The following is an 18,447-nucleotide window of genomic DNA, read 5'->3' on the forward strand; positions in this document are numbered from 1 at the left end:
CCCACCCACCCGCACCCGAATATCGGCCTACACAACCCTCGGCGTGGACGTGTGCCGGTCCAGGAACTCCTGGACGCCGCCGGCGCGCCGGTGCGGCAGCAGTACGCGTGCCGTTCCCGCCAGCATCCCCTGGATCCGCGACGACTGCACCTGGTCCAGGAGGTCGAGCACCCGCATCCCCGCCCTCGCCGCCTCGTCCGGGTGGCCGCCTCGCGCGAGGTCGTCGGCGAGTTCCGCCGTGTACAGCGCGATGTTCCGGGTGAAGTGCGGATCCTGCAGCTCGGCGGCCCGGCGCGCGTGCCGCGCGGCCCGCGGCCAGTCGCCCAGCATGGACCAGCACTGCGCCTCCAGCCCCTCCAGCTCGGCCTCCCCGTAGAAGCTCATCCACTCGGGGTCGGACTCCGAGTGGCCCCGCTCGAAGAGGGCCTGGGCACGGGCCAGCGCCTGCTCGCAGCCGGTGCGGTCGGCGAGCCCCGCCCAGCCGCCCGCCTCGCGCAGCGCGAGGAGCGACATCAGACGGGCCGAGCCCAGCGGGCGCCCGACGCGCTGCGCGGCCTGGGCGGCGCGGACCGCCTCCCGGGGGCGTCCGGCGTCCCGCGCCAGGAACGCCGTGTTGCAGAAGGCGTGCGCCTCCAGCCCCGGGTCCCCGGTCATCCGCGCCGTCGCCAGCGCCTCCGCGTAGTGCGAGCGGGCGTCGTCGAAGCGGCCCGAGTCATGGGCCAGCCAGCCCACCGAGATGGCCAGTTCACCGGCGCCCGAGTGCAACCGCTCTGCGGTCGTCTGCCGGGTCGCGCCCGCGTCAAGGAGCGCGTACGCCGCGCGCAGCGGAGCCGCCGCGCGCCGGTACAGCCCGTCCGCGCCGTGCCGGTCGTCCAGCAGCCGGATCCGGCGTACGGCCTCCTCCAGGGCGGCCGCGTGCGAGGACCCGGCGCGGCGCACCGGCCGGTCCGCCGCCACGGCGTCGATCGTGGACCCCAGGGGCCCCAGCGTGGCGGCGGCCACGGTGGCGCCCCCGCCGGTCATGAATAGGCGACGCAGCACGTCGCTCTCCTCGTAGTTGTCGTGCGTCTCGTACGGGTCCTGCGGGTCATACGGCTCGACGGCCCCTTGCGTCTCACCTCCCGAGAGGGAGAGGGGCACGTCCTCCGGCGACCGTGCCCCGCGTCCGCGAACGGACGACCGGGGCGCGAAGCCGAGGTCGGCGAGCGTGCGACCGGGGAACATGTGGAGGAACACCCGTTCGTACGCGTAGTTCGGGCAGCGGATCTCACCCGCCTCGACCCGGCCGATGTAGCGCGCGTCACAGCTCACCCGCTCGCCGATCTCGCGGGCGGCACGCCGTACCAGCGCGGCGAACTCGGCCGGTGAGTGCCGGCCGCGCAGCTGCCGGAAGGCGAGGTTCGGCCGTACCGGCCGATCGGGCTGCGACGAGGTCGTGGTTGACGACGCCATGGCCGGGTCCTCTCGTGCGAACCGTCGAACCATGCCGGACTCGTGGTGAGTTGTCCGAGTGGACCCTTGATTCCGGCGGGCAAGAACGTACCTGCTGTGTTGGACCCGTGACGCTGGGTTTGGCTACAAACCGGATATCTCATCCACGATCTGCCATGAACTGCCATCCTTTGCGGCTGACTTCCGCCGTAGCCGTTGACGCGGTGGCGCGTTGGACGTCATGGACTGCAAGAGGGCTGCGTGGTGGAGGCCGGGATGGAGACCAGCCAGAGCAACGATCCTTGTGACGACGCGGGATGCGATCTCGTGACGGTGCCGGCCCGGCAGGGCCTGGAGGCGGTCGACATCCTGCGCCGGGGGGCCGGGGACGCGGTGGGGCCCGTCCTCCACGACGACGGGGGCGACACCCTCGGCTTCGTGGTGCCGGCCGGTACGGCGGAGGGCTGGGACGTCCCCGGCTCCACGTGCACGTGCACCGAGACCGACGGGCGGGGGCTGCGGCTCAACCCCGAGCCGCCGGTCGAGGGCTCCGACTGGCTGCTGCCGCCCGGCGAGGCCGACCTCGCGACGGATCCCGCGGTGCTGCGCCGGGCGCTCGGGGAGGCGGCCCGGATGATCGAGGCCGCGGACAGCTGCCGCTGAATTTCCCGTACGGCCGTCGCCTGGGAAAATGGCGGAATGGGCAGGACCAGGAACTCACGGCGCGCGGCGGGCGCCGCCGACGCGGTCGTCGAGGCCGTCGACGGCGGCCTCGCCGAGCTGATACCCGACCCCGACCGCGGCCGGGCGTGGACGCTGCTCCTCGACGGCGCCCCGCAGTCCCACGTCGACCTCGACGACCCGGCGCACCTCGGCTTCGAGTACCAGCGCCGCCTCGGCCATGTGATCGACCTGCTCGCACCGCCGGGCCGGCCGGTGCAGGTCGTGCACCTCGGCGGCGGGGCGTTCACGCTCGCCCGGTACGTCGCGGCGACCCGGCCCCGGTCCACCCAGCAGATCGTGGAGCGGGACGCGGCGCTGGTCCGACTCGTCCGGCGGGAACTGCCGTTGGATCCCGGCGCGCGGATCCGGGTGCGGTCCGTGGACGCCCGGGAGGGACTGGGCAAGGTTCCGCAGGCGTGGGCGGACCTGGTCATCGCCGACGTGTTCAGCGGGGCGCGCACACCCGCGCACCTGACGTCCACGGAGTTCCTCGACGCGGTGCGCGGGGTGCTGCGGCCGGGGGGTGTCTACGCCGCCAACCTGGCGGACGGGCCGCCGCTGGCCCACCTGAGAGGGCAGATCGCCACCGTGGGGGCGCGGTTCGCGGAGGTGGCGGTGGTGGCGGACGCCGGGGTGTGGCGGGGGAAGCGGTTCGGCAACGCGGTGCTGATGGCGGCCGACGTCCAGCTGCCGGTGGCCGAGCTGACCCGGCGCTGCGCATCCGACCCGCACCCGGGGCGCGTCGAACACGGGCGGGCGCTGCGGGACTTCACGGGCGGGGCAGTGGCTGTGACTGATGACAGTGCTGTGGCTTCGCCTTCGCCGCCACCTTCTGTGTTTCGTTAGCTGCGGGCCGGTGGGGGCTTGTCGCGCAGTTCCCCGCGCCCCTGACGGGGCGCTGCAGCGAGGACGCTCAATAGGTCTCCACCTGCACGTTCGGTGGGCCGTCGTGCCACGTGCAGAACACCGACACCCGGTCCGTGCTCCTGCTGAACTCGACGCGGATCCAGGACTCCGTCTTCCACACCTGCATGGACCAGCCCGTGCCCGGGGTCGCCGAGACCAGCGTGGCGCTGGTCTCGCCCAGGTCGAAGACGGCCCGGCCGCCGTCCGTGTCGTAGGCCTTGACCTGGCCCGAAGCGGAGGCGGAGGCCGTGGGGGAGGGGCTGGGGGCCGCGGTCGGGGTGCGGGAGGCCGTCGGGGTCGGGCTCGCGGAGGGGCGGGGCGCGGCGGTCCGGGAGGGACTCGGCGCACGGGAGGTGGCGGACGCCAGCGGCTTGGAACCCTGGGTCGTCGGGTCGTCGTCCGCCGCCGTGACGGGCAGGGCGCGGGGCGGGTCGTAGGCCGTGCCCGCCATCACCGTGTGGACGCCCCACCACGACAGCGTGACCGCCGCGCCCGTGGCGAGCAGCCAAGCCAGTACGTGTACGAGTCCTCTGCGCATCGCGGGCCATACTGCCTCAGCGGTACCGCCGCGCGCACTCGTCCCGAGTTATCCACAGGCCCAGACCAGCGTCCGCCGCATGGCGTACGGTGCGGCGCATGGCAAGTGTGCTCGTGGTCGAGGACGACCAGTTCGTACGCTCGGCGCTCATCCGGCAGCTCGCCGACGCCTCGCACACCGTGCGCAGCGTCGGCACGGCACTGGAGGCGCTGCGCGAGGTCGCCCATTTCCGTTTCGACGTGGTGATCCTGGACCTCGGACTGCCGGACCTGGACGGCTCCGAGGCGCTGAAGATGCTGCGCGGCATCACCGACGTGCCCGTCATCATCGCCACCGCGCGCGACGACGAGACGGAGATCGTCCGGCTGCTCAACGCCGGTGCGGACGACTATCTGACCAAGCCGTTCTCCGTCGAACACCTGTCGGCGCGGATGGCCGCCGTGCTGCGCCGGGCGAGGTCCGGCGGCGGCGAGGCGGCGCCGTCCAGTGTGCTGCGGGTCGGCGGACTGACCGTCGATCCGCTGCGCCGGCAGGCCGAGTTGGACGGGACCCGGCTCGATCTCACCCGGCGCGAGTTCGACCTGCTGGCGTTCCTGGCCGGGCGGCCCGGGGTCGTCGTACCGCGCAAGGAGCTGCTGGCGGAGGTCTGGCAGCAGTCGTACGGGGACGACCAGACCATCGACGTCCATCTGTCGTGGCTGCGGCGGAAGCTGGGGGAGACCGCGGCCCGGCCGCGGTATCTGCACACCCTGCGCGGGGTCGGCGTGAAGCTGGAGCCGCCGGGCGCGGAGCGGGGGCCGGTCCGATGAGATGGGCACTGGTCAAGGTCGCGCTGGCGGTCACCGCGATGGTCGTGGTCGCCTTCGCGGTCCCGCTCGGCCTGGTCGTCAAGGAACTGGCCCGCGACCGCGCCTTCTCCAACGCGGAGCGGCAGGCGGCCGCCGTCGCCCCGGCCCTGTCCATCACCACCGACCGGGACCAGCTGGAGCGGGTGGTGGCCGCGGCCGGACTGGACGCGGGCATGGCCGTGCACATACCGGCGACGGACGGCGGCGCCGCCGTCGACATCGGGCGGCAGCGCGCCGCCGGCCGGGACATCGCGACCGTACGGAAGCTGGGGCGGGCCTCCACCACGGAGGTGGCCGGCGGGTCGACCCTGCTGCAGCCCGTGGCGCTGAGCTCCGGGGCCATCGCGGTCGTCGAGGTGTACGTGCCCGAGTCCGAGGTGACCCACGGTGTCTCCACGGCCTGGGCGGTGCTCGCCGCCGTCGGCCTGGCACTGGTCGTCGGCTCGGTCGCGGTCGCCGACCGGCTGGGTGTGCGGATGGTGCGGCCCGCCCGGCGGCTGGTCGAGGGCGCGCACGAACTGGGCGAGGGCAGGCTCGGATCGCGGGTGCCCGAGGAGGGGCCGACCGAACTGCGGCTGGCGGCGGTCGCGTTCAACTCGATGGCCGACCAGGTCGTCCAACTGCTGGCGAACGAGCGGGAGCTGGCCGCCGATCTGTCGCACCGGCTGCGGACCCCGCTCACCGTGCTGCGGCTGAACGCCGCCTCGCTCGGGGACGGCACCGCCGCCGAGCAGACCCGGGCCGCCGTGGCGCAGCTGGAGCGGGAGGTCGACACCATCATCCGGACCGCCCGGGAGGCCAAGCCGCAGACGGCGGCGATCGGGCCGGGGGCCGGGTGCGACGCGGCCGAGGTGGTGCGGGAGCGGATGGGGTTCTGGTCGGCGCTCGCCGAGGACGAGGGCCGCAAGTGGCGGGTGGCCGGCGTGGAGCGGCCGGTGCGCATACCCGTGGCCCGCGCCGATCTGGCCGCCGCGCTCGACGCGCTGCTCGGCAACGTCTTCCGGCACACCGCCGAGGGCACCGCCTTCGCGGTCGACGTGCACAACGCGGAGGACGCGGTGATCGTGCTGGTCTCCGACGCCGGACAGGGCATCCGGGACCCCGAGGCGGCGATGGCCCGGGGGCGGGGGTCCGGGGCGGCCGGGTCGACCGGGCTCGGCCTGGACATCGTGCGCCGGCTCGCCGAGTCGACGGGCGGGGACGTGCGGATCGGCTCGTCGGTGCTGGGCGGCACCGAGGTGCGGATCTGGCTCCAGCTGGACGGCGGGAAGCCGGAGCGCAGGGGCAGGGGGCACCGGGGGTCGATGCGCCGGCGGAGAATGGTCTCGACCTTTAATCGGTCCCGATCCCTTCCTTAAGCGCACCCTAAGATCCCCAACGGCCGTCCCTATCAGGCCGTTTGTCCGAATCCCGGTCGCTAGCGTGCTGCCGCACCCCCCAATCGGCAGGCGAAGGCAGGCACGCGCATGAGCACGCACCGGCGCAGAATCAGTGGCAGGAACAAGGCGATAGGCGGTCTGGTCGCGGCGGCCGTGGTCGGTGGCGGGGCGATCCTGTTCACCGGCATCGCGCAGGCCGCCGGAGTCGGCGCCGCGTACACGAAGACCAGCGACTGGTCGACCGGGTACACCGCCCAGTACGTCGTCACGAACAACAGCGGTGCCAGGGAGAAGGACTGGACGCTGGAGTTCGACCTGCCGGCCGGCGCCAAGCTCAGCTCGCTGTGGAACGCCGAGTACACCGTCAGCGGGCAGCACGTCACCGTGAAGCCGCCGAAGTGGGACACGGACGGCCTGGCGGCCGGCGAGGCGGACACCGTCGGCTTCGTGGTCAACGGCAGCGGGGACCCGACCGGCTGCCGGATCGACAACGCGAGCTGTTCGGCGGACGGCACGGCCACCCCCGAGCCCAGCGGCCGCCCGACGCAGTCCGCCACCCCCACCCCCACCCCGACCGCGACCAAGACGGCCACCCCCACAGCCACCCCCACGGCCACGGCCTCCGCCACCCCCACCCAGAGCAGCGGCACCGGCACCACCGCCTCCGCCGGCTTCGCCCCGTACGTCGACACCTCTCTCTACCCGGCGTTCGACCTCCTCGCGGCGGCGAACGCGACCGGTGTGAAGAACTACAACCTCGCCTTCGTCACCGACGGCGGCGGCTGCACGCCGAAGTGGGGCGGGGTGACCGACCTGGCGAGCGACGGCGTCGCGTCCCAGATCGGCGCCCTGCGCGCCAAGGGCGGTGACGTCCGGGTCTCCTTCGGCGGCGCGTCCGGCTCCGAACTCGCCACCACCTGCTCCTCGGCGGACGCGCTGGCGACGGCGTACGGCAAGGTCGTGGACGCCTACGACCTGACCAAGGTCGACTTCGACGTGGAGGGCGGCGCGCTGCCCAACACCACGGCCAACACCAACCGCGCCAAGGCCATCGCCAAGCTCCAGGCCCAGCACCCGGACCTGGACGTGTCGTTCACCCTCCCCGTGATGCCCGAGGGCCTCACCCAGGACGGCGTGAACCTGCTCGCGGACGCCAAGGCCAACGGCGTGAAGATCAGCGCCGTCAACATCATGGCGATGGACTACGGGCCCGCGTACAACGGCGACATGGGCACCTACGCCATCCAGGCGGCCACCGCCACCCAGGCCCAGATCAAGAGCGTCCTCGGCCTCTCCGACTCCGCCGCCTGGAAGGCCGTCGCGGTCACCCCGATGATCGGCGTCAACGACGTCTCCGTCGAGGTCTTCAAGGTCGACGACGCCGCCCAGCTGGTCGACTTCGCCAAGTCCAAGGGGATCGGCTGGCTCTCCATGTGGTCGGCCACCCGCGACCAGCAGTGCGCCGGCGGCGCCAAGTCCACCGCGGACGCCACCTGCAGCTCGATCGTCCAGGACAAGAACGCCTTCTCGAAGGCGTTCGCCGCGATCGGCTGACCGCGCCGCGCGGGACGGGTGCCGCGATGTCACAACCGGCGGGGCTGTCTCGTCCCAGGTCCCGGAGACAGACTCCGGGACCGGCAGGAGAGACGGACATGACCAGGATCGGCATCATCATCGGCAGCACCCGCCCCGGCCGCAACGGCGAACAGGTCGCGCGGTGGGTGCGTGACCAGGCGGCCGAACACGTGGACGACGGCGCGGACTTCGAGCTCGTGGACGTGCGGGAGTACGCGCTGCCGCTGCTGGACGAACCCGTGCCGGCGATGCGGACACCGGGCGCCAGGCCGCACACTCGGCGGTGGGCCGAGCGGATCGGCGGGTGCGACGCCTTCGTCGTCGTCACCCCCGAGTACAACACCGCCCCGCCCGCCGCCCTGACCAACGCCATCGACTACCTCTACGAGGAGTGGGGCGGCAAGCCGGTGGGATACGTGGGCTACGGCGTCTTCGGCGCGGTGATGGCCGTACAGAAGCTGCGCGCGCAGGCGGGAGTGCTGCGGATGGCCGACATCGGGCCGCAGGTGGCGCTGACGCTGCGCGAGGACTTCGTCGACTTCACCCAGTTCCGGCCGCGGGAGTCGCAGGCGGCCGGGGTGCACGGGCTGGTCGACGAACTGCTGGCCTGGGAGCGGGCGCTCGGAACGCTGCGCACGCCCGCGCGGGCGGCCGCCTGAACCGGCCCGACGGGCAGCCGACACCAGATCTCACACGGCGCGACACGGCGCGACACGGCACGGCGCGGCCGGACGCGGAACCACCGCGTACGCCGCGCCGTGTCGTGGCCGGACGCTCAGAAGATCCCCGGGCCGCCGAAGCCCCCGCCCCCGAACCCGCCCGGGCCACCCGGGCCGCCCAGCGGCGGACCGTGGTGGTGGAAGCCGTCGAAGACGGCGTCGGCGAGGAGCATGCCGCCCACCCCCGCCGCGCCCGCGACCAGGGCCGTCTTCCACCACGGCGTGCTGTACCAGCCGCCGGGGACGGTACGGCCGCCGACCGAACCGCCCGGGTAGTAGTACGGCGTCCCGGCACCCGGGCGGTCCGCGGAGGTGTACGTCTGGCCGCCCACCGTCACCTGCTGCCCCGCCGTCGCCGCGCCCATCGGCGGCAGCGCCGGGCCCGGGTCGAGGCCGAGGGCGGTGCGGGCCGCCCGTACGTAGTGCAGGCCCTCCACCGCGGTCTGGGTCACCAGCGCGTACTGCGCCGGGGTGTACGCCGTCGCCATCTGGTTCCGCGCCGCGCGATGACGCTCCGCCGCGTCCGCCAGCGCCTGGCGCGCCGCGCGCTCGTCGCCCGCGTCGAGGGTCGCGATGCCCCCGCCCAGCCGGTCCACCCAGCGGGTGGCCTCGGCTCCGGCGTCGGCGGTGAAGTCCTGCTGCGCCGTCCGCCCGGCACCGGCCGCGGCCCGCTGCCGGTTCCGGCCGGCGAAGGCCACCACCCCGGCGACGAGCAGTGCCACCATCACCAGCGCGACGAAACCCATGACGTCCTCCGTTGTCCCCGAGGTCCGATCACCTCGTACGTCCTAGGAGACGCCAGGGAGTTGGGAGGCCGCTGATCGGCCGCTGAGGGGTTCCTGTGAGACGGGCGCGGCACCCGGCCGAAGGCTGGGGGAGGAACTGCGCGACCGGCCACGACGGCGCCGCAGCCGAACGACGTCGTCAGACGGCCGCCCCCGCCGGCGGCAGCGTTCCGGTACGGGCCGCCTCCGCGTACCAGCGCGCGCTCGACTTCGGGGTGCGGGCGAGGGTGGCGTAGTCGACGTACACCGCCCCGAACCGCTTCTCGTAGCCGTACGCCCACTCGAAGTTGTCCATCAGGGACCACAGGTAGTAGCCGCGCACGTCCGCGCCGTCGGTGAGGGCGCGGCGGACCGCCGAGAGGTGGCCGTGCAGGTAGGCGATGCGCTCGGGGTCGTGGACGTTGCCGTCGGGGTCGGGCTTGTCGTCGTAGGCGGCGCCGTTCTCGGTGACGTAGAGCGGCAGGCCCGGTGCCTCGCGCGTGTAGCGCATGATCAGCTCGTGCAGGCCCGTCGGGTCGATCGTCCAGCCCATCTCGGTGCGCTCGCCCGGGGTCTGGTGGAAGGAGACGTCGTCGGCGCCCGGCCACGGGGAGTGGGCGCCGGCGCCGTGGCCGTCCGCGCGGGGACCGACGCCGGCGTCGGCCGCCGCCGACACCAGCGTCGGCGTGTAGTAGTTCAGCCCCAGCGCGTCCAGCGGCTGGTGGATCGCGGCGAGGTCGCCGTCCTGGACACAGGACCAGTCCGTCACCGACGCCGTCGCCGCGAACAGCGACGGGGGGTACACGCCGTGCAGGACCGGGCCGTGGAAGACGCCGTTGGCCAGGTCGTCGATGGTGCGGACCGCCACCAGATCGGCCGGGTCCCGCGTGAGCGGCCGTACCACCGAGGAGTTGAGGCTGATCGCGACCTGGTTGCGGGCCGGCATCGCCGACCGCAGGGCCGAAGTGCCCAGTCCGTGCGCGAGGTTGAGGTGGTGCGCGGCGCGCAGGGTGGCCGCCGGGTCGGTACGGCCGGGGGCGTGCACGCCGGAGCCGTAGCCGAGGAAGGCGCTGCACCAGGGCTCGTTGAGGGTGATCCACTGCTCCACCCGGTCGCCGAGCGCCTCGCCGACGATCCGCGCGTACTCGGCGAACCGGTACGCCGTGTCCCGCGCCGGCCAGCCGCCCGCGTCCTCCAGCTCCTGGGGGAGGTCCCAGTGGTAGAGGGTGATCGCGGGCCTGATGCCCTTCGCCAGCAGCTCGTCCACCAGCCGGCGGTAGAAGTCCAGGCCCACCTGGACCGCCGGGCCCCGGCCCGTCGGCTGGACGCGCGACCAGGAGACCGAGAAGCGGTAGGCGTTCAGGCCCAGGTCCGCCATGAGCGCCACGTCGTCGCGGTAGCGGTGGTAGTGGTCGACAGCGATGTCACCGGTGTCGCCGCCGGCCGTCTTGCCCGGCGTATGACTGAAGGTGTCCCAGATGGAGGGCGTGCGGCCGTCCTCCCGCACCGCCCCCTCGATCTGGTACGCGGAGGTCGCGGCGCCCCAGAGGAAGGCGGGAGGAAAGGCCTCGGTCGGCGAATCGGGCATGGAAGCGCTCCCATGGTCGGCTTGTCGCCATTATGCATGGGAGCGCTCCCATGGCAAAGAGGTGCTGCGGGCTCCCGCGGCCCCGCCGCCGGCCCGGGGCGTCCGGTCCCTGCCAGGCGCCCCGGAAAGCCCATCGTTCACCTCTCGGCGTCCGGTCCGAGCGTGCCGCGTTCTGCTCGGGGAAACCCCGGGCGTGCGGCGGTGAGCGGCTCAATTCCTGGGACGTCGACCGCTGTCGCGTCTGTGACCTGCGTGATTCCTGGATGAGGCGGGCTGATGTCGGGCCGGTGAAACCCCCCGGCGCGACACGTTCCCGTGACGTCCACAACACGCTTGGGCAACAACGCCGTTTTCAAGTCTTGACAGTCGGCCCGACAGGAACCAGTCTTCCGGCATGCCGCGTGGGAGCGGTCCCACGGGTAGCCGGGGAATCTCTCCCGTGTGGAGCGAACCACCCCATGGCCTTTCCCTCTGTCGTCACCGCACCTCGTTGACCAGCACCTTTTCGCCGCACGTCGAGTGCGGTGGGCCGGCCGCTGCTCGCACCGAGAGGGCAGGTCCGGATCGCCGGTCCCCGGCGGTCTGTTTCCTGAGATCCCGTTCCCCACTGGAACAAGGAGTAGTGGAATGCGCATCACCCGACCCGGTCGTCGCGGCCGCAGAGCGGCGGCCCTGACCACAACGGTCCTGACCGCCTCGGCGCTGCTGCTGACCGGTTGCAGCAGCGACAGCGACTCGGACGCCTCGGACTCCAACGGGAACATCACTCTCACGGTGGCGGACTTCGGGCAGTTCGGCTACAAGGAGGCCGACCTGTTCGCGAAGTACCACAAGCTGCACCCGAACATCACGGTGAAGGAAGAGACCACCGCCAACGAGCAGGACTACTACCCCAAGCTCCTTCAGCAGCTGAACACGGGCAGTGGCCTGGCGGACGTCACCGGCATCGAGGTGGGCCGCATCAAGGAGGTCGTCGACACCCAGGCGGCCAAGTTCACCGACCTGAGCAAGACGATCAACGTGGACGACTGGGTCTCCTGGAAGGAGAAGCAGGCCACCGCCTCGGACGGCACGGTCATCGGCGCCGGCACCGACATCGGCCCTATGTCCCTGTGCTACCGCAAGGACCTCTTCGACAAGGCGGGTCTGCCCTCCGACCGCGACGCGGTCGCCAAGGCCGTCGCGGGCGGCTGGGAGGACTACCTCAAGCTCGGCGAGCAGTACAAGAAGAAGGCCCCGTCCGGCACCTACTTCATGGACTCCGCGAGCGCCATGTACAACGCGGTCGTCAGCTCCTCCGCGCAGCAGTACTACGACGCCTCCGGCAAGCCGATCTACAAGGACAGCGCCTCCGTGCAGCAGGGCTGGAACCTGGCCGCGGAGGCCGCGTCGAAGAAGCTGACCCAGGGTCTGGCGCAGTTCACCGACGCCTGGACGGCGGCGCTGCGCAAGGGCAGCGTGGCGACCGTGGCCTGCCCCGCGTGGATGGCCGGGCAGATCTCCACCAACTCCGGTGACGCCTTCAAGGGCAAGTGGGACATAGCCAAGGCCCCGGGCTCGACCGCGGCCAACTGGGGCGGCTCCTTCCTGGCCGTGCCCAAGAGCGGCAAGCACGCCAAGGAGGCCGCCGAGCTCGTCAAGTGGCTGACCGCCCCGGAGCAGCAGGCCGAGGTCTTCAAGGCGATCGGTGTCTTCCCGTCGAACAAGGGCGCCTATGACCTGCCCGGCGTGAAGAACGCGACGCTCCCGTACTTCAACAACGCGCCGATCGGCCAGATCTACGCGGACGAGGCCAAGACCATCCCCGAGGCGGTGCTCGGCCCGAAGGACGCGACGATCAAGGACACCATCTCCACGCAGATCAACAACATGGAGCAGCGGGGCACCAAGCCCGCCGACGCGTGGAAGGCCGCGACCGAGGCGATCGACAAGGTGATCGGCTGACGACCCGCGGTGCGGGCGGCCCCGCCGGCCGCCCGTACCGCGCGCCGTGCCGTACGAGGTTCCGGTGCCCGGCGCGTGGGTAGGGCGCGCCGGACACCGGCGCACCGCGTCCCCCGGCCGGGCCCGGAGCAGCGGGAGACCCCGACGCCGCCGTCCGGCCCCGTCCTGTCCCGCCCCGCCCTGTCCCGCCCCCGTTCCCCGGCCGAATCCCCCCAGGAAGGAAATCCCCCGTGGCAACGACGACACCCACACGGGGTGCCCCCACCCCGCCCGCCGGCGGCTCCGGTGCCGTGCCGAACGGACGCGGCACCTGGCGCAGCCGGCTGTGGCGCTTCGACGACCTCGCGTCCCCGTACGCGTACATCGCTCCGTTCTTCCTCGTCTTCGGTGCCTTCGGGCTCTACCCGCTCCTCTACACGGGCTGGATCGCCCTGCACCGGGTGGAGATGACGAGCCTCAGCACGTCGGAGTGGGTCGGCTTCGACAACTTCACCAAGATCCTCCAGGACTCGGAGTTCTGGACGGCCGTCACCAACACCTTCCTGATCGGCGTCATCTCGACCGTCCCGCAGCTGCTCGTGGCCCTCGGCCTCGCCCACCTGCTCAACTACAAGCTGCGCGCCAGCACGTTCTGGCGGACGGTCGTGCTCACCCCGTACGCCACCTCGGTGGCGACCGCGGCCCTGGTCTTCGCCCTGGTGTTCCGGGCCGACGGCGGCATCCTCAACTGGGTGCTGCACTTCGTCGGCATCGGCAACACCGACTGGGGCAACGGCGAGTGGACGTCCAAGATCGCCATCTCGGTCATCGTCATCTGGCGCTGGACCGGCTACAACGCGCTGATCTACCTGGCGGCCATGCAGGCCGTGCCCACCGACCTGTACGAGGCCGCCTCCATCGACGGGGCGACCCGCTGGCAGCAGTTCCGCAAGGTGACCATCCCCTCGCTGCGGCCGACGATCCTGTTCACCATCGTCATCTCGACGATCGGCTCCATGCAGCTGTTCGGCGAGCCGCTGCTGCTCCAGGGCGGCACGCTCGGCTCCACCGGCGGCAACGAGCACCAGTACGAAACCCTCAGCATCTACCTCTACAACTACGGCTGGAAGCTGGGGCATCTGGGCCCGGCCGCGGCGGTGGCCTGGGCCATGCTCGCCCTGCTGCTGCTCATCGCCCTGATCAACTTGATCGTCGGCCGGTTCCTGCGCAAGAGCGCGGCCTGACGGGAGCGATATCGATGACCACGACCAGCCCCACCAACACCGCACCGAGCCTCGACCCGGTGCCGCCGGTCGCCTCCCCGGGCAGGAACCGCGTACGCCTCAAGCTCGGCGCCGGGCAGCAGCTCAAGGGCGGCCCCCTCACCTACCTCGCCCTGGTCGTCGTCGGCCTGGGCTCGGTCTTCCCGCTGTACTGGACGCTGGTGGCCGCCTCGCACGACCAGCAGCGGGTCCTCGACAGCCCACCGCCGCTGCTGCCGGGCGGCAGACTGTGGAGCAACCTCCAGACCGCCTGGGAACAGGCCCATCTGGGCAAGGCCATCGTCAACAGCGTGATCGTGTCGGGCTGCATCACCGCGGCCACCCTGTTCTTCTGCACCCTGGCCGGCTACGCCTTCGCCAAGATGCGGTTCCGCGGCCGGGGCGCCCTGATGACCGCGGTCATCGCCACCCTGACGATCCCGCCGCAGCTCAGCGTGGTCCCGCTGTTCATGATGATGGCGGACATCGGCTGGGGCGGAAAACTGGAGTCGGTGATCTTCCCGACCCTGGTCGGCGCCTTCGGTGTCTTCTTCATGCGCCAGTACCTGCTGGAGGCCCTGCCCTACGAGCTCATCGAGGCGGCCAAGGTGGACGGCGCGACCAACATCCGCATCGTGTGGAACGTGGTCCTGCCCGCGGCCCGGCCCGCGATGATGGTGCTGGGCATGCTCACCTTCGTCCAGGCGTGGAACGACTTCTTCTGGCCCTTCCTCGCCCTGAACCAGGAGAACCCCACCCTCCAGGTCGCGCTCGGCCAGCTCAGCGCCTCCTACACCCCCGACCAGAGCATCGTCATGGCCGGCGCGCTGATCAGCACGCTGCCGCTGCTGCTCGTCTTCGTGATCTTCGGCAAGCAGATCGTCGGAGGCATCATGGCGGGCGCCGTCAAGGGCTGACGCCGGGCGGTCCGCCCCCGGTTCCGCCGCCGTCCCGTACGGGTCCGCCCCAGCTGCGGGCCCGTGCCCGGGCCGGTGGCCGCGTGCGACCCGGCCGCCTCCCCGCGGCAGGACCGTGTCCGCCCCCCTTCTCACGCCTCTCTTCTTCTCCCCTTCTCCCCTTCCCCCCTTCTCCACGCCACTCCGGGAGCGCTCTCAGATGACCGCCGTACGAACCGAGACCACGGCCCAGTCGGCCTCAGACACCTCCTTCCCGCCCGGCTTCGTCTGGGGAGCCGCCACCGCCGCGTACCAGGTGGAGGGCGCCGCCGCCGAGGACGGTCGTACACCGTCGATCTGGGACACCTACAGCCACACCCCCGGAAGGGTCCGCAACGGCGACACCGGTGACATCGCCGCCGACCACTACCACCGGTACCAGGGCGACGTGGCGCTGATGAAGGACCTCGGCCTCAAGGCCTACCGGTTCTCCGTCTCCTGGTCCCGGGTGCAGCCCACCGGACGGGGGCCCGCGGTCGAGCGCGGCCTGGACTTCTACCGGCGGCTCACCGACGAACTCCTCGAAGCGGGCATCACCCCGGTCGCCACCCTCTACCACTGGGACCTGCCGCAGGAACTGGAGGACGCGGGCGGCTGGCCGCAGCGGGACACCGCGCACCGCTTCGCCGACTACGCCGAGATCACGGCCCGGGCCCTCGGGGACCGCGTCGGGCTGTGGACCACCCTCAACGAGCCCTGGTGCAGCGCCTTCCTGGGCTACGGCTCCGGCGTGCACGCCCCGGGGCGCACCGACCCGGCCGCCACCCTGCGCGCCGCGCACCACCTCAACCTGGCCCACGGGCTGGCGACCGGGGCGCTGCGCGAGAACCTGCCGTCGACCGCGCAGACCTCCATCACCCTCAACCTGCACCAGGTGCGCCCGCTGACCGACAGCGCCGCGGACGCCGAGGCGGCCCGGCGTATCGACGCGGTCGGCAACCGGATCTTCACCGGCCCGATCCTGGACGGCGCCTACCCCGAGGACCTGCTCGCCGACACCGCGCACCTCGTGGACTGGGCGGAGCTGGTGCACGACGGCGACCTGGCCGAGATCTCCCGCCCGATCGATCTGCTCGGCGTCAACTACTACTCGCCGACCGTGGTCTCCGCGGCCGTCGAGGGCGGCGCCGGCACCCGCGACGACGGCCACGGCGCGAGCGACCACTCCCCGTGGACCGGCGCCGACGACGTCACCTTCCATCTGGCCAACGACCAGCTCACCGCGATGAACTGGGCCATCGACGCGAGCGGCCTGCACACCCTGCTGACCGACCTGGCGGCCTCGCACCCGGGGCTGCCGCTGATGGTCACCGAGAACGGCGCCGCCTTCGACGACTACGTCTCGCCCGAGGGCCGGGTGAACGACCCGCAGCGGATCGCCTACCTCCACTCCCACCTGGACGCCGTCCGGCAGGCCGTCGCCGACGGGGCGGACGTGCGCGGCTACTTCCTGTGGTCGCTGCTGGACAACTTCGAGTGGTCCTACGGCTACTCCAAGCGCTTCGGCGCCGTCTACGTCGACTACGGCACCCAGCGCCGCATCCCCAAGGCGAGCGCACACTGGTACGCGGAGGTGATCCGCCGGAACGCGCTGCCGAGCGCCGGTGAGCAGGGCTGACCCGGTACGGCCCCGGGGCGTGACGGGGCCCGGAGCGGCCGGGCCCCGGCTGTTACATTTCCTGGCCTGAGGGCTGCGAACGGAAGGCGGCGACCATGACGGTCAAGGGTGAGCGGGGCCGGGGCACTCGGCGGCCGACCCTGGAGGAGGTCGCCGCCCGGGCCGGCGTGGGCCGCGGCACGGTGTCGCGCGTGATCAACGGCTCGCCCCGGGTCAGCGACGCGACCCGCGCGGCCGTGGAGGCGGCCGTCAACGAACTCGGCTACGTCCCCAACACCGCCGCCCGCGCGCTGGCCGCCAACCGCACGGACGCGATCGCGCTGGTCGTTCCCGAGCCGGAGACCCGGTTCTTCGCGGAGCCGTACTTCTCCGACATGCTCAGCGGCGTCGGTGCCGAACTCTCCGAGACCGAGATGCAGTTGCTGCTGATCTTCGCGGGCAGCGACCGCGAGCGGCGCCGGCTCGCGCAGTACCTGGCCGCGCACCGGGTGGACGGGGTGCTGCTGGTGTCCGTGCACGCCGACGACCCGCTGCCCGACCTGCTCGCCCAGCTGGAGATCCCGGCCGTGATCAGCGGCCCCCGCTCGGCGGAGGAGACGCTGACCTCGGTGGACTCCGACAACTACGGCGGCGCCCGGTCGGCCGTGGAGCACCTGCTGACCCGCGGCCGCCGCACGATCGCTCACATCACCGGCCGGCTCGACGTGTACGGAGCCCAGCGCCGCGTCGACGGCTACCGCGACGCCCTGCGCGACGCGGGCCGTGCGGCGGACGAACTCCTCATCGAGCCCGGCGACTTCACCGAGGAGGGCGGCCGGCGGGCGATGGCCCGGCTGCTGGAGCGCGAGCCCCGCCTCGACGCCGTGTTCGCCGGCTCCGACGTGATGGCGGCGGGCGCCCGCCAGGTGCTGCGGGTGGCGGGCCGCCGTATCCCCGAGGACGTGGCGCTGGTCGGGTACGACGACTCGGCCATCGCCCGTCACATGGACCCGCCGCTCACCAGCGTCCGCCAGCCGATCGAGGAGATGGGCCGCGCGATGATCGACCTGCTGCTGGCCGAGATCGCCGACCGGCGTCCGGCCGCCGCCCGGGGGCTGGAGCGCCGGCACGCGGTACTGCCGACGGCGCTGGTGGCCCGGGCGTCCTCCTAGCTCACTTGGTGGCGTAGGCGGCGGTGTAGCCGCCGGCGAGGGGGCGGGCCTCCACCTTGGCGAAGCCGGCGGCCCGGAGCCACTCGGTGGCGTCCGCGACCGTGTACTCCGACCCTCCCTCCGTGTCGATGAGCATGTTGAGGGACAGCATCAGGCCGTAGGTGTGGTGGCGGCGCTCGTCGTCGATCATGGCGTCGTAGACGATGAGGGTGCCGCCGTCGGGCAGGGCGTCGTAGGCCTTCTTGAGCAGGAACCGGCGCTGCTCCGGGTTCCAGTCGTGGAGGATCTGGCCCATGACGTAGACGTCGGCCGCGGGCAGCGGGTCGGAGAAGAAGTCCCCGCCGTGGAAGGTGAGGCGGTCGGTCAGGCCGTGGGCGGCGACGAACTCCTCGAACACCGGGCTGACCGGGGGAAGTTCGAAGACGGCTCCGGTGATGTCCGGGTGGGAGCGCAGGACGGCGGCGGGCACGGCGCCGAGGGCTCCGCCGAGGTCGACGACATGGTGGCGGCCGGTCCAGTCGAAGTCGGCGGCCAGCGCGGCGGCGAGGGGCGTGCTGACGCCGTTCATGCCGTTGAGGAAGGCGCGCCAGGCGACCGGGTCCTGGCTGAGCGTCGCGAAGAACGGGGCGCCGCTGTGCGCGACCTCGTTCTGCGGGGCGCCGGTCCGCAGCGCGTCGGTGAGGTTGTTCCAGAAGCCGAAGAGACGTGCGTTGGCCATCTCCAGGATGCCGCCGACGTACGACGGTTTGGCCCGGTCCAGGAAGACGTCCGCGGCGGGGGTGTTGCGGTAGGTGCCGTCCTCGTCGCGGGTCAGCACGTCGAGTGAGACCAGGGCGTCGAGGAAGTCCGCGGCGGATCTGGGGTGCAGGCCCACCTCGGAGGCGAGGGACTCACGGTCGCGGCCGCCGTCGGCCAGCGCGGTGAAGACTCCCAGCTCCACCGCGCTCAGCAGCGTCTTGGAGGCCATGAAGCCGAGGCCGAGCCGGAGAAGCGGCTCGGGGGTGATCGAGGCGTCGATCGACATTTCTTTTCTCCACTCGGGTTGGAAGTCGGATCTGCACGGCAG

Annotated in this window: 16 protein-coding genes; 11 read left to right on the forward strand and 5 right to left on the reverse strand. The window is 72.4% G+C overall.

What is annotated here, in order from left to right; all coding sequences use genetic code 11:
* Window positions 1-27: 27 nt before the first annotated feature.
* On the reverse strand, window positions 28-1,452 hold the full coding sequence (locus tag ACIPSJ_RS01210) for a hypothetical protein (RefSeq protein WP_359215601.1): 1,425 nt from the start codon (window positions 1,450-1,452) through the stop codon (window positions 28-30).
* Between the two features lie 255 nt (window positions 1,453-1,707).
* Between ACIPSJ_RS01210 and ACIPSJ_RS01215 the strand changes: the two genes are divergently transcribed.
* Together ACIPSJ_RS01215 and ACIPSJ_RS01220 are read left to right on the forward strand one after the other, a co-directional pair.
* Window positions 1,708-2,094 (forward strand): hypothetical protein, encoded by a 387-nt coding sequence (locus ACIPSJ_RS01215; protein ID WP_359215598.1) that lies wholly within the window; start codon window positions 1,708-1,710, stop codon window positions 2,092-2,094.
* Window positions 2,095-2,130: 36 nt separating this feature from the next.
* On the forward strand, window positions 2,131-3,000 hold the full coding sequence (locus ACIPSJ_RS01220; RefSeq protein WP_401342519.1) for a spermidine synthase: 870 nt from the start codon (window positions 2,131-2,133) through the stop codon (window positions 2,998-3,000).
* A 67-nt stretch (window positions 3,001-3,067) separates the two neighbouring features.
* Here the strand turns inward: ACIPSJ_RS01220 and ACIPSJ_RS01225 are convergent, their stop codons facing one another.
* Complete coding sequence (locus ACIPSJ_RS01225) at window positions 3,068-3,598, reverse strand: hypothetical protein (protein WP_359215592.1); 531 nt, start codon at window positions 3,596-3,598, stop codon at window positions 3,068-3,070.
* 98 nt (window positions 3,599-3,696) lie between these two features.
* On the opposite strand from ACIPSJ_RS01225, the gene ACIPSJ_RS01230 reads away from it, so the two are divergent.
* The 4 genes from ACIPSJ_RS01230 to ACIPSJ_RS01245 all read left to right on the forward strand — a co-directional run bounded on the left by ACIPSJ_RS01230 (window position 3,697) and on the right by ACIPSJ_RS01245 (window position 8,059).
* The gene (locus ACIPSJ_RS01230; RefSeq protein ID WP_359215589.1) at window positions 3,697-4,407 is read left to right on the forward strand and encodes a response regulator transcription factor; all 711 of its coding nucleotides are present in this window, start codon (window positions 3,697-3,699) and stop codon (window positions 4,405-4,407) included.
* A complete protein-coding gene (locus ACIPSJ_RS01235) occupies window positions 4,404-5,804 on the forward strand; it encodes a HAMP domain-containing sensor histidine kinase (RefSeq protein ID WP_355711392.1) in 1,401 nt (466 codons plus the stop codon). The genes ACIPSJ_RS01230 and ACIPSJ_RS01235 overlap by 4 nt, the downstream gene beginning before the upstream one ends.
* A gap of 108 nt (window positions 5,805-5,912) precedes the next feature.
* Complete coding sequence (locus ACIPSJ_RS01240; RefSeq protein ID WP_401342522.1) at window positions 5,913-7,379, forward strand: cellulose binding domain-containing protein; 1,467 nt, start codon at window positions 5,913-5,915, stop codon at window positions 7,377-7,379.
* 98 nt (window positions 7,380-7,477) lie between these two features.
* The gene (locus ACIPSJ_RS01245; RefSeq protein WP_401342524.1) at window positions 7,478-8,059 is read left to right on the forward strand and encodes an NADPH-dependent FMN reductase; all 582 of its coding nucleotides are present in this window, start codon (window positions 7,478-7,480) and stop codon (window positions 8,057-8,059) included.
* Window positions 8,060-8,175: 116 nt separating this feature from the next.
* On the opposite strand, the gene ACIPSJ_RS01250 is transcribed toward ACIPSJ_RS01245, so the two are convergent.
* Window positions 8,176-8,865 (reverse strand): hypothetical protein, encoded by a 690-nt coding sequence (locus ACIPSJ_RS01250; protein WP_359215577.1) that lies wholly within the window; start codon window positions 8,863-8,865, stop codon window positions 8,176-8,178.
* Window positions 8,866-9,043: 178 nt separating this feature from the next.
* Window positions 9,044-10,471: a GH1 family beta-glucosidase gene (locus ACIPSJ_RS01255; protein WP_401342526.1), complete on the reverse strand. Its 1,428-nt coding sequence runs from the start codon at window positions 10,469-10,471 to the stop codon at window positions 9,044-9,046.
* A 627-nt stretch (window positions 10,472-11,098) separates the two neighbouring features.
* On the opposite strand from ACIPSJ_RS01255, the gene ACIPSJ_RS01260 reads away from it, so the two are divergent.
* The 5 genes from ACIPSJ_RS01260 (at window position 11,099) to ACIPSJ_RS01280 (ending at window position 17,381) form a co-directional block, all read left to right on the forward strand.
* A complete protein-coding gene (locus ACIPSJ_RS01260) occupies window positions 11,099-12,415 on the forward strand; it encodes an extracellular solute-binding protein (RefSeq protein WP_359215571.1) in 1,317 nt (438 codons plus the stop codon).
* Between the two features lie 230 nt (window positions 12,416-12,645).
* Window positions 12,646-13,638 (forward strand): sugar ABC transporter permease, encoded by a 993-nt coding sequence (locus ACIPSJ_RS01265; protein WP_355710650.1) that lies wholly within the window; start codon window positions 12,646-12,648, stop codon window positions 13,636-13,638.
* A 14-nt stretch (window positions 13,639-13,652) separates the two neighbouring features.
* A complete protein-coding gene (locus ACIPSJ_RS01270) occupies window positions 13,653-14,573 on the forward strand; it encodes a carbohydrate ABC transporter permease (protein WP_359215567.1) in 921 nt (306 codons plus the stop codon).
* A 199-nt stretch (window positions 14,574-14,772) separates the two neighbouring features.
* Window positions 14,773-16,230 carry a GH1 family beta-glucosidase gene (locus ACIPSJ_RS01275; protein WP_401342529.1) on the forward strand — a complete coding sequence of 486 codons (1,458 nt, stop codon included), beginning with the start codon at window positions 14,773-14,775 and terminating at the stop codon, window positions 16,228-16,230.
* A 95-nt stretch (window positions 16,231-16,325) separates the two neighbouring features.
* Window positions 16,326-17,381 carry a LacI family DNA-binding transcriptional regulator gene (locus ACIPSJ_RS01280; RefSeq protein WP_359215561.1) on the forward strand — a complete coding sequence of 352 codons (1,056 nt, stop codon included), beginning with the start codon at window positions 16,326-16,328 and terminating at the stop codon, window positions 17,379-17,381.
* 1 nt (window position 17,382) lies between these two features.
* On the opposite strand, the gene ACIPSJ_RS01285 is transcribed toward ACIPSJ_RS01280, so the two are convergent.
* Window positions 17,383-18,405 (reverse strand): methyltransferase, encoded by a 1,023-nt coding sequence (locus ACIPSJ_RS01285; RefSeq protein WP_401342532.1) that lies wholly within the window; start codon window positions 18,403-18,405, stop codon window positions 17,383-17,385.
* Window positions 18,406-18,447: the final 42 nt, after the last annotated feature.

Source organism: Streptomyces sp. NPDC090088 (assembly GCF_044747345.1).
In the GTDB taxonomy this organism is placed as follows: domain Bacteria; phylum Actinomycetota; class Actinomycetes; order Streptomycetales; family Streptomycetaceae; genus Streptomyces.